The organism is Paraburkholderia sp. Ac-20336 (assembly GCF_017105025.1).
Taxonomy (GTDB): Bacteria; Pseudomonadota; Gammaproteobacteria; order Burkholderiales; family Burkholderiaceae; genus Paraburkholderia.
Map to the genome: position 1 here is coordinate 1 of NZ_JAAGPS010000179.1, position 11,515 is coordinate 11,515.

Sequence of the window (11,515 nt, forward strand, 5' to 3'; positions counted from 1 at the left end):
ACAGCGAGGCGACGTTGCTGTTCGTCGTGCTCAAACCCGTCGACAGCGAGCTTTCCACCGTCGACGCCGAGGTCGACAGCGAGGCCACATTGCTGTTCGTTGTGCTCAGACCAGTCGACAACGAACTCACCGCGGTCGACGTCGACGTCGACAAACTGCCGACAGCCTGATTAGTCGCATACAGTTGCGATCCGTTGATCGCATCGGTGCTCGTTTCCGTCACCTGTCCCGCTGCGACATTTGTAATCTGACGCTCCGCGTCCTGCGTCCCGACACTCACGACACTCGTCGGATTAGTACCCGCATAGGCATAGGTCGTACCACCTACCGTCCCGCTGGAAGTTGGATGAGGTACGTCGGTGATCGATCCCGAGCCGAGCGCCACGTCGCCCGAACTCGCCGTAGCCGTCGCACCATTGCCGATCGCGACGCTTCCTGTGGTGGACGTCGAAGTACCAGCGATTGTGTTTTGACCGAGTGCAACCGAACCCGGTCCTTGTGCCGTGTTCGTGTTGCCAATCGCCAGTGCGCCATCGCCGCTTGCCGTGTTGTTAGCCCCCAGCGCTGCAGCGCCCGTCCCGGTTGCAGTATTCGGATCACCAAGCGCGATCGCCCCGCTACCTGAAGCGGTCTGACCTTCCCCCAGTGCAATCGCGCCAGATCCCGACGCCACGGTCGAGTTATGACCACCCGCAATCGATCCCGGTCCGGCAGTTGTACTTACGGTGTTGCCGTCCCCAATCGCGACCGTTGAAGCCGCTGCGGCAGTAGACTGATGACCGATCGCCACGCTCTGATCGCCGGCTGCATTGACAGCATTGCCTACAGCCGTTGCACCGGCACCGCTGGTGATGGCATCCACACCCGCAGAGAGTGCATTGATGCCGGTCGCACCATCATTGTTGTAATTGCCGCCCTGAACACCGTTGTCGTTGGCGCTGTAATAATGCGTGCGCGTAGCCGATACAACCGTCGACAGCGATGACACATTGCTGTTCGTTGTGCTCAGACCCGTCGACAACGAACTTACACCAGTGGACAGCGAACTCTCCGTCGTCGAGGTAGACGTCGACAGCGACGACACGTTGCTGTTGGTCGTGCTCAAACCCGTCGACAGCGAGCTTTCCACCGTCGACGCCGAGGTTGACAGCGAGGCAACATTGCCATTCGTCGTGCTCAACCCTGTCGACAGTGAACTCACCGCGGTCGACGTCGACGTCGACAAACTGCCGACAGCCTGATTAGTCGCATACAGTTGCGATCCGTTGATCGCGTCCGTGCTCGCAGCACTGACTCGTCCGGCTGCGACGTTGGTGATTTGACGCTCCGCGCCCGATACGCCGACACTTACCACGCTCGTTGGATTGGCTCCCGCATAGTTGTACGTCACGTCCCCAACCGTGCCCGTCGCAGTCGCATTCGGTCCCGCCGTCACCGATCCCGAACCCAATGCGACATCACCCGAGTTCGCTACCGCCGTCGCACCCTTGCCGATTGCAGTACCGTTCGCGCCCGCCGTAGCCCCATCCCCCTGTGCTATGCCGTATGCTCCCGTGACCGCCGCCGCACGGCCAACTGCAACGCCCGAAGTCGCCGCAGCTGCAACGGACGACTGGCCGCCGAGGGCGATCGAATCCGATGCGGCCGCCTGCGCCCCCTTCGTCGCATTGCTACCGATCGCGATCGCGCCAGAACCTGACGCGATGACGGAATTAGCTTGCGACAACGGCGTCGTACCGTTACCACCCGCACCACCAATTGCAACTGAATTCAACGCATTGGCAGTCGAACCGAAGCCAAGCGCAGTAGCCGCTGTGCCGCTCGCGGTCGATTCAAGACCCGCCGCCGTCCCGAACAGTCCCGCGGACGACAGCAGGCCAGAGACTGTCGCACCGGTACCCGTTGCCTTGGCAAACGCACCCGATACCGTTACCCCCAAATTTCCGTTGCCGCTTGAGTTACAACCAACCACCATCGAATAGGTACCCGATCCATCCGCGGCATTACTCGACGTTGGTCCTGGATTGACGCGACCAACTACGCCCGAACTTCCGGTATTGCACGACTGCACTGTATTGACAGTATTTGCATTGGCAAGCGAAGGTATCCCGATCACCAATGCCGTAATAACAGTGGCAACAACCGAAGACTTGTTCGGCTTGCCACGCGCCGAATCGATTTCCGATGTCGCAACCCATGTACCAAGCGCGTCATTCCAGATGACGCGGTAGATCCGGTTCATATTATTAGCACTCCGATATTTTATATGTAAAAATTACTACTTTCGTTTTTCGTCCCAGCCACTTTAGAGCGTGTTAAATACCTTGAAGTACTGGCACGGCGTGGACAGGCATGAGCATGGCGAAGACGATGAAGCGCCTGCCTGCGAGGGTCTCGGGCAGGCGCTCGCAATCGCGTGCCAGTCGCCTGAAGCGATTCAGCTATCCGAAGCTGGGCTCGACCACCCAGCGATGGGGCAGCAGCACGAAGCCTTTCTTTGCCTCGGGCAATCTGATGACCTGCAACTCCATACCTTCGGCGTGTGCGGCCTGCGCAACTGTGTCGCCGATATAGCCTTGGTCTGCAAAGGCGTGTTTTACCGTTTGCCCCGTGACGTACTCAAGCTGGCGGGCAAGCTCGTCGACCTGTGCGCGCTCCTGTTCGTTGGTGGGCGTAACGTGTACAGCGAGCAGCAGGCCCAGCGTGTCGACGGCCATATGAACCTTGCTGCCCCGCCTGCGCTTGTGAGAGCCATAGCCCGCGCACGGTCCGCTTTTGCGCGTGGACTGCAACGTGCGGCAATCGAGAATGACCCTGCTGCGCCACGCGCTGCACCGAGCGCAAATCGTTGACCATCTAGCACGGCGTGACCCCGAACCAGTTGTTCCACTGGCGCACGCTGTACCAGGACAGGAGCCTGTTGGCGGTCGAGGTTTGCGAGGGAGTGGTTCCCGCATCGGAGCGGGCCGATGCATTCAAACAGATTCGCGAGCTGCAGCGGATGCTTGGCAAAAAGACGATGGAGGACGAGATTCCCCGCGAAGCGGTCGAGTATGGTCCTGCAAAAAAATGGATGGCGTACTCGCCGTCGCTGCCGGAGGATGAGCGGTGAAACTGGTTTGTGAAGTTTCCGGCGTGTCGCGCCCGAACGTATCGGTACGCCGGGGGCGCGCGGCCACATGGCGCGATGGGCGGTAATCCAGGCAGACCGATGATGCGGTGGTGGTCGAAGAAATCCGCCGGGTTGTTGGTGATTTGCCCAGCTATGGCTATCGCCGCGTCTGGGAAGCGTTGCGCAATGAACGCGTTGCTGCCGGACAGGTACCGCTCAATGTGAAGCGCATCTATCGCGTCATGCGTGCGCATGGTCTGCTGATGCAACGCCGCCTGACTCAGCCTCGGTCGCAACGTCGGCACGATGGCAAGGTGGCCGTGGCGCGCAGCAACCAGCGTTGTTCGGACGGCATCGAGTTCCGTTGCGATAACGGCGAACCGCTGCGCGTGACGTTCGCGCTGCACTGCTGTGATCGTAAAGTAATGAACTGGGCGGCCACGACGGCGGGCCGCAGCGGCGACATCGTATGTGACGTGATGCTTGCTGCAGTGGAAAATCGGTTTGGCAATGCGTTGCATACACCGTCCGAAATCGAGTGGCTGACCGACAATGGTTCGGGCTACACGGCCGACGACACGCGCCGGTTCGCAGTGGTCATCGGCCTGAAGCCATTGACCACGCCGGTGCGCAGCCCACAAAGTAACGGGATGGCCGAGAGCTCCGTGAAGGCCATGAAACGCGATGACGTCGCCTTCATGTGAAAGCCAGACGCGGCGACTGCGGCACGCAATCTGTACCATCGCGGTCGAGAATTACAACGAGAAGCATCCCCATAGCGCGCTGAAATACCGCTCGCCTCGTGAGTTCCGGCGCTCGATGGATTCAGTAATCCTTACTGTGATGCTGTGTCCGATCCTGCTGGGTCAAGTCCAATTCCGCCAAGTTTCCACGTTTGGCTGAAAGCGCCTAACACGCTCTAGGAATATTTAATACAGACTAATCTGGCTTACGGAAATTTTCAAGCTAGTTGTCACCTCAACAATTTAATTTCAGGCGGCCTTCTTCTCTTGATGACGGTTTGGGGCGACGCCCTGGTTGTCTCTGCGATCCGGGAGATAGGATTGGCCGGCTGGAAGAGGAAAAAAGTACGTACACGGTAATTTGTTCTCTCCGAAGCATCTTAACGGTGATCTTTGCTATTGAGATTCCCGGTTAGATTCGGTGATTCTGAAGATCTTATGATTGATTGACAGGGTGCCGTTGCTTTCCTGGTATTATCATAAATGACGCATACGTACAATACCAGGGTTATACGGATAACACCGCTGCACAGGCTGCACGTGAAGAAGGCATTGAGTTGCAAGTCATCAAGCTCCCGAGGCGAAGAAAGGCTTCGTGCTGCTGCCCCATCGCTGGGTGGTCGAACGCAGCTTCGGCTGGCTCAACCGCTTCAGGCGGCTGCACGCGACTACGAACGCTTGCCCGAAACCTGGACAGGCTTGCACTTTGTCGTCTTCGCCATGCCCATGCTCGTTCATACTGGACCGATTATGCAAAGTGCCCAACCCGCCCTGGGGGGAGCATGAGACGCTATCTTGCCGACACATTTGCAATGGTGATTTTTTCGATTGCCATAGGTGCTTTCGTTGAGATTGTCATCACGGGGCTGACGATAGAGCAAACCATCAAAATACGTGCTGCTGCCATGCCAGTCTCGTTGTTAGTTGGAAGGCCATACGGAATTTATAGGGACTGGGTGTTCAGGCGACTAGGTAGTGCAGAAAAGACGCCGCTACAAGAAATCCTGCTGGATACCTTCATCAATTTGACGTTCCAGATTCCTCTTTATTCACTGATATTGGCATTGAATGGCGCCAGGTTTTTGCAGATTCTTACGGCAGTCAGTTCAATTCTTGTCATCGTTGGTCTTTCCGGTCGCCCCTACGGCATTTTCCTAAGAGGATGTCGGCGGTTGTTTAAAGTACCTGACACGCTCTAAGACCTCAAGTAATAGCTTCTGCTTGAGCGCAGTACATTCCGGCGCTGCCTCAATTACGAGGCCCGCGCCTGAAACCGATTCTGCGAGGTCGCAACACAAATGGACTTTTATTTGTTCGATCATCCGTGTGAATCTCAACCTCGCCTTGGACACGGAAATTCTGACGCCTCCCGGCGTCGTTATACGGCGCACAACGTGAAGCTCCGCGCTTCTTTCACCACGCGAACCGGGCGCTTTCGATGCCTGGGTGGTTTTCGCAACTCACAGAGTTGCTCGACTGCACTCCCGTTCAACGGGTCTTGCGCTGCCGTGCAACTGCACCACGCAACATCCACATATTCTTGAGTCACACCGTAACCCACCCCGGCTATCGGCCCGAACAGACTTAAGGAGGCAGTCATGCAAATGACAACTGAATCAGCACTGAAAATCAAGCCACACGTGCCCGAAGAAGCAGTGCAACTTGACGATATTCCCTGGAGACCGTTTCCCGATGCACTGTCCGTCGGTGGCATCCGCTGGAAATTCTTGCACGCATCGCCGGAAATGGGTGGATGGACGGCAATCTTCGATTGTCCTGCAGGCTCTTCGTTCAACGCACACTTTCACGTCGGGCCGGGCGAATACTTCCTTACCAGGGGCCGGATGGACGTGCGCGGTGGCGCCGAACAGGGTGGCGACACTGTCGTCGCACCCGCGTATGGCTACGAATCGGCGAACGCCCGTCACGACAAGACGTATTTCCCTGTCGATTCCGAGTTCTACATGACGTTCCTCGGGCCCCTCGAATTCATCAAGGAAGATGGGACTCCCATCGTCGTTGTGACGTGGGACGAAGCCCAGCGTGCCTACATCGACTAGAAAATTTGCACTCAACGCAGAGGTCAACATGTCAGTCACCACCGTTCCGGCTGCCGCAGCAACCAGCCAGATTTTCGACCACCATCTCGGTGCATTCGCGCAGGGTCTCGACGAACTCCTGAAGGACTACGACGACGGTTCCGTCATCGTCACGCCTGAGAAGACCTATCGCGGCACTACGGAAATCCGCGGCTTCTTTAAGGCATTTCTCGATGATGCCCAGCCAGCATTCTGGGACGCATTCAAGGTCACCAGCAAGAGTACGGAGGGTGAAATCGCCTACCTCGCCTGGGAAGCCCGGCCATTCATCGAACTGGCGACCGACACGCTTTACGTCAGGAACGGGAAGATTGCGGTCCAGACGTTTACTGCATTTTCGGGCTGACTGCAAAGAGGCTGCGATGGGCGAGCGCGAAGCCTGCGTTCGATGCCGGTAAAACATCTTGGGAGACAGGCATGGCAGGGAAACTCGAAGGCCGCACCGCGGTCGTTACGGGCGCCAGTTCCGGGAACGGTCGCGCGATTGCAATGGCCCTGGCGCGGGAGGGCGCTCACGTGGTGTGCTCCGACCTGAAGAAACAGGCGCTGCCGGGTGGCTACGAAAAAGACCTCGAAGTCGATACCGACGCGCTCATCAGTCAGAACGGTGGGAAAGCGACGTTCATCGCGGCAGATGCGAGTAAGGCCGTAGACGTGCAGAACGTCGTCGCTGATGCGGTAGAAAAGTTTGGCAGGCTCGACATCATGGTGAACAACGCGGGCGTGTTCACCGGTTTGCACAACATCATCGACGAAACCGAAGAGCAGTACGACTTCACGATGAACGTCAACGCCAAGGGTGTGTGGCTGGGGTGTAAATATGCCATCACGCAGTTCATGAAGCAGGAGCCGATAAAAGCTCGACCGGTGCCGAACTGCGGGGTCGTATCGTGAACATCGCGTCCATTGGCGGTCTGGTCGGACTCGCACTTGAGCCTGCTTACTGTGCCTCCAAGGGGGCGGTGGTCAACCTGACACGTGAGCTCGCAATCGATTTCGCGCCGGAGCGAATCAACGTCAATGCCATTTGCCCAGGTTTCCTCGCAACGGCGATGGTTCGTTCCTTCCTCGAGAAGGAAGACACCAACAAGCTTCTCCATGACCTCACACCGTGGCCACGTGTGGGAACCGCCGAAGACGTGGCACGTGCGGCGGTGTTCCTCGCGTCTGACGACGCCGAATGGATGACCGGCTCGATGCTGACCGTAGATGGTGCATTTACGGCGCGATAGCGCTCTCTGAAAAAAGGAGACATCGACCATTTCACAGGAGGAATACCATGAGCAGGTTGAAAGACAAGGTAGCTATCGTCACCGGCGCAAGTTCGGGTTTCGGCCGCGGTATTGCACTCGCGTTTGCAGAAGAAGGCGCAAAAGTCGTAGTGAGCGACATCCACGAGGAGCCGAACAAGGGCGGATTCGAGGGTAACGCGCAATTCACCACCGTTGGTGCCATCAGGGAAGCCGGCGGCCAGGCTACGTATGTATCTTGCAACGTGACAAAGCAAAACGAAGTCGCGAATCTCGTACAGGAAGCGGTGCGCGTGTACGGAGGCCTCGACGTCATCGTCAATAACGCTGGCATCTATCGGGCAGGCAAGCTGGCACACGAGTTCGCTGTCGAAGACCTCGACGCATGCTTCGACGTGAACGTGCGAGGTACGTGGTTCGGCTGCCAGGAGGCTATCAAGGTATTCCTGAGGCAGGGCCGCGGCGGCAATATCGTCAACATCGTATCGACTGCGGGCCTTCAAGGTCACCCTAATCAGTCCGTGTACAACATCTCGAAGGGGGCGGCAGCGAATCTGACGCGCTGTCTGGCCATCGAATACGGCCGCGACAAGATTCGCGTCAACGGCATCTGCCCGACTTACGCGAAGACGTCACTCACGCGTGCGCTATTCGACGACAAGGACTTCGACAAGGTGTTCACCGATGCAATACCGCTGAAGCGCTGGGGCGAAGTCGAGGACATCGCGAACCTGGCAGTCTTCCTTGCGTCGGACGAGTCGAGCTACATCCACGGCGACCTCGTTCGTATTGACGGTGGCGAAACGCTCTGCCGTTTCTCTGTCTAGGTTATTTCCACCGATACGGTTGCCATGGCTGCGTCGGTATTCGTATCTCTGGAAGCTGAGCATGCGCGCATGTCGGGGCTCAACATTAACCCGATGCCGGTGAAGGAGTTCAAGCGCGGCGACGAGATGCTTGCACGTTTTTTCTTCGTCCAGGACCCCAATGGCTACAAAATCGAAGTGCTCCAGCGAGCAGGCCACTACGTCTAACGGCGTGGGTGCCCGTATTCAATCGACGCGTGAAGTTCTGAAGAGAAGCCACGAAGACGGCCGTGACTATCTCGCCATGAATGTGCTGATAATCTTCGCGGAGAGACTCGACATGGCGAAGCCAGCGAGGCGAGTACGGGTCTGACACCGCAGGCGGCCGCGACTTCGACGGAAGCCGCCGCAAAGCATCACTCCGAAACTCCGTTCAAGCTTGTGCGCAAAGCCGAGCGGCGCATGTCGCCCGGCGACAATCCGTAGCGCTCCTTGAATGTCCGGCAAAAGTGGCTAACGGAATTGAAGCCCCATCTAAACGCGATTTCGGAAACCTGCAATCTGTGGAACGCGGGGTCGGTCAGTGCCTGTTTGCACATGTGCAGTCGACTGTTGAGGACATATCCGGATACAGTCAAATCGCTGCGCTGAAACAACATGTGCAGATACCGCAACGAAATATTGTTCGCTTCGGCGATGCGGGCCGGGTTCAGGTCTTCCTCGTGTAGGTGTCGCAGAATGAAATCCTGCACGCGCCGGAGCGTGGCCGCGCTCGCGTCGAATGTCGCTGCGGGTTGCTGGCCGGAGAGCGCGATCCCAAGAAGTTCCAGCGTCGAGCGGCTCACTGAGCCCTGAACGGTTTCGTCAAGCGAGCCAATCTGATTCGATAGTGCGAGCAGATGCACGGCGAGCAGTGAGCCAACGCCAGTGCGACTTTCAATCTTGCCACCCGATGGTGGCGTTTTACGCTCGGGTAAGCGCTCCCTCATGAGTGACCACGGAATCATGAGCGTTACCTTGTGCAGCCGTTCCAGCACTTCGAACTTGACGACCTGGTTCGTCGTCCATACCACCAGATCTCCTGAAGCCACTTCGACGCCGGAATCGCCAATCCTGAACCGCTCCCGACCTCCGGTTGTGAGCTGCACACCGACATAGAGCTCGTCGTCTCGTCGCACTTGACCGCGAGTGCGTTCACCGACACAGGGGTCGCAAATCGTTTCGACGATACCCGCGCCGGCGAAGTGATGATGCTTCACGTGGGCATAGAACGTTGCAGGTAACCGTTGAGGCACTTGCCAATCACGATAGCTCTGGCTGAGGACGTCTTCCCAGGCGTCCGTGCGGTCATTGATGGGAACTAGCTCGCTTGACCACTCGTTGGAAGCATTTGGCAATTTTGTCTCCTGTCTCTAGCTGCAGCGCCACTTCTATTGGAGGCGCTTGCGCGTCTTTTGAGCGTACTCCTCAACATACTCGCGTTCCACGGGGGCAACCCTTATCAGACATTCTATCTTCATCGATGCAATTCTTTAGGGTCGCATGAGCAATGTCCGAGGCGAGACGAGACGACGGCCGGTACCGCTATTAAGGACTCTCATGCTCGACGCTGTAGTCGAAACCGCCAGGCACTTCGAAAGACTGATCTCGACGGCTGGTCCAGGCCGAAACTCGTTGAATGGGTAAGGGGGAGGGGAAGTGATCTTTTCGCGACGAAGGCGAAGGGCCCATTCCTGACGGAACAGCAGTTTCAATCGACTGCGCCACCGGCAGGCGTTGTTCTGCATAGCCCATCGATATAGTCCGCTCACTCCTGCGTCACGCGGCGACGATCGTCGTCGAAAGTTGTCCTGTCATAGGCTTTCTGGCACGTCGCTTCGTTTCGCGTGGGCGGAGCCGCCGGATGCGCTCGCCCGTCTGTTTCTCGATGTCACGGGTGAATTGCCTGACGACGCCAGTCTCCTGCGTCTGCGGCGGATTTCTGGTGCGCTGAAGCTGCGGGACAACGATGCGTTATGGTCAGTACTCGCGGCACTCGAATACTACACACGACTTTACGAAGCGATGCCGGACTGCATCCGCAAAGTCGGGGGCGACAGTTTCGGGGCCGTACGCCGGGAGGCCGGGGAGGAGACCGATGCCCTGATGCACCGGCACCGTGACGCGCTGCAAGGCGACGATCCAGCTTGCTGAGGACATGATCCGGGAACACGAGGCGAGGTATCAGGCCGCGCTGGCGACACTCAACGAAGCGTCGCTCGTCGCGCTTGCGGACCGGATGGCGCATCGGGTCGCAGGAATTGCCGGGAACCGGCTTGTCGGTGCGGCGGCGGTGGCGGCGCGGGAACAGCGCAAGCGGATGGACGACGCGGTGGGCCTGTTTGAACAGGCGGTAGCAGAAGCAGCGAAACGGGCACAGGCAGGCTTTGAAGTGACCGAACGGCGCCTGGCTCGCACGCTGGTCCGCCTGCTGGTCGTTACGGTCAGCCTGTGCGTGATGCTGATTGCTGCTGCATTCTGGGTGGCCGAACACGCCCGATGAACGATACTCCCTACCCGCGCGAACGCGGGCAGGGAGCGGGGCGTTATGCCGTGTGCTGCACGGTTTAGGCATTCTTCACGCTGGCGGCGGTCGGGAAGGGCCACGCCAGGCGGCTTCCGTCCGCTGTTGCAGGGTCAGTTTCCTGAGCGCTGTTTTCATCTGTGCTGGCTGCCTGCGGGTTTTCCGCTTCGCCTTCGTCGTCCGGGCCGCTCACGACACCGTAGGCGCGTATCACCGGCACTTCCCGATCGGTGAGCACTTCCGGGAGCCATGCTGATTTTGCGAGCCGCAGTTCCGCCGAGGCGGCGGCATCGCCCTTTTTCATCCTGCTGAGATCAAGGGCAATCTTCGGGGAAACGGCCTGCATGGCGATCTCCACGATACGTGCCTTGCTGACGTGATCGAAATACGAGGCGCGTGTCGGCGTCCAGTAGTGCGTCATGTCGAGTTGCAGCGCGTTGCTCAGGGCATTGATGGCGTGCGGGCCTTCCGTGCCGGTTACACCGTCGAGCAGGGTACCGGTGCAGAAGGCGAGCAGGTCGAGCAGCGTCGTGCCGGGGTCCTGGTCGGTCAGCCATGGCAGCAGGTCGGCCAGTCGCGCGGGCAGGGCCGCGAGCCACTGCTGGCGCTGTGCGCCGATGATGTCCCACGCCGTGCTTGCGGACAGGTCGTCAGCGGCCTTGAGCAGTGCATCGTGGTTGCTGGCGGCGTTGAGTTCCAGGTAGTCCTGGCTGGTGTGCCCGTACCGCTCGGGGAACGCCACCGGCACGAGCCGGTACAGCAGTGCGGCGAGGGCAAGAGATGGCTGTGCGATCAGTTCCGCATGGAGGGCCGCAGTGCGATGGGCGCTCAGGCGCTGGCAGAGCTTCGCGCTGTGAACCGGTTTGGGCTTCCGGCTTGCCTCGGCGAGCGTGGAAACGGCCTGTCCGACCGTGATATCGCCGTTATCGCGATCTGCATTAC

At 58.7% G+C, this 11,515-nt stretch carries 8 protein-coding genes and 6 pseudogenes; 10 read left to right on the plus strand and 4 right to left on the minus strand.

Features of this window, described 5'->3' with window-relative positions; genetic code table 11:
• Both GXB81_RS28760 and GXB81_RS28765 read right to left on the minus strand, forming a co-directional pair.
• On the minus strand, positions 1-2,242 hold a 2,242-nt coding region (locus tag GXB81_RS28760), incomplete at its 3' end, for an ESPR-type extended signal peptide-containing protein (protein ID WP_277396816.1).
• Between the two features lie 73 nt (positions 2,243-2,315).
• Positions 2,316-2,856: pseudogene (locus tag GXB81_RS28765) on the minus strand (transposase); the annotation flags it as partial.
• A gap of 4 nt (positions 2,857-2,860) precedes the next feature.
• Between GXB81_RS28765 and GXB81_RS28770 the strand changes: the two are divergent.
• The 9 genes and pseudogenes from GXB81_RS28770 to GXB81_RS28805 form a co-directional block, all read left to right on the plus strand.
• A pseudogene (locus tag GXB81_RS28770) lies at positions 2,861-3,940 on the plus strand (IS3 family transposase); the annotation flags it as partial.
• Positions 3,941-4,343: 403 nt separating this feature from the next.
• A pseudogene (locus tag GXB81_RS28775) lies at positions 4,344-4,638 on the plus strand (transposase); the annotation flags it as partial.
• Entirely contained in the window at positions 4,638-5,054 is a 417-nt protein-coding gene (gene alaE, locus GXB81_RS28780) for an L-alanine exporter AlaE (RefSeq protein WP_167284720.1), read from the plus strand. The pseudogene GXB81_RS28775 and the gene alaE, both read left to right, overlap by 1 nt.
• 399 nt (positions 5,055-5,453) lie before the next feature.
• Positions 5,454-5,915: a 2,4'-dihydroxyacetophenone dioxygenase family protein gene (locus GXB81_RS28785; protein WP_240162885.1), complete on the plus strand. Its 462-nt coding sequence runs from the start codon at positions 5,454-5,456 to the stop codon at positions 5,913-5,915.
• A gap of 28 nt (positions 5,916-5,943) precedes the next feature.
• A complete protein-coding gene (locus tag GXB81_RS28790; protein ID WP_167039967.1) occupies positions 5,944-6,300 on the plus strand; it encodes a nuclear transport factor 2 family protein in 357 nt (118 codons plus the stop codon).
• A 71-nt stretch (positions 6,301-6,371) separates the two neighbouring features.
• A complete protein-coding gene (locus GXB81_RS31820) occupies positions 6,372-6,848 on the plus strand; it encodes an SDR family NAD(P)-dependent oxidoreductase (protein WP_277396817.1) in 477 nt (158 codons plus the stop codon).
• Positions 6,845-7,186, plus strand: coding sequence for an SDR family oxidoreductase (locus GXB81_RS31825; RefSeq protein WP_346777825.1), 342 nt, complete (start codon positions 6,845-6,847; stop codon positions 7,184-7,186). The genes GXB81_RS31820 and GXB81_RS31825 overlap by 4 nt, the downstream gene beginning before the upstream one ends.
• A 47-nt stretch (positions 7,187-7,233) precedes the next feature.
• On the plus strand, positions 7,234-8,031 hold the full coding sequence (locus GXB81_RS28800; RefSeq protein WP_167284723.1) for an SDR family oxidoreductase: 798 nt from the start codon (positions 7,234-7,236) through the stop codon (positions 8,029-8,031).
• A gap of 90 nt (positions 8,032-8,121) precedes the next feature.
• Positions 8,122-8,238: pseudogene (locus GXB81_RS28805) on the plus strand (lactoylglutathione lyase); the annotation flags it as partial.
• A 188-nt stretch (positions 8,239-8,426) separates the two neighbouring features.
• Here the strand turns inward: GXB81_RS28805 and GXB81_RS28810 are convergent.
• On the minus strand, positions 8,427-9,407 hold the full coding sequence (locus GXB81_RS28810; protein WP_167039961.1) for a helix-turn-helix domain-containing protein: 981 nt from the start codon (positions 9,405-9,407) through the stop codon (positions 8,427-8,429).
• A gap of 520 nt (positions 9,408-9,927) precedes the next feature.
• Here GXB81_RS28810 and GXB81_RS28815 point away from each other — a divergent pair.
• Positions 9,928-10,552, plus strand: a pseudogene (locus tag GXB81_RS28815) (hypothetical protein).
• 64 nt (positions 10,553-10,616) lie between these two features.
• Here the strand turns inward: GXB81_RS28815 and GXB81_RS28820 are convergent.
• A pseudogene (locus GXB81_RS28820) lies at positions 10,617-11,515 on the minus strand (chromosome partitioning protein ParB); the annotation flags it as partial.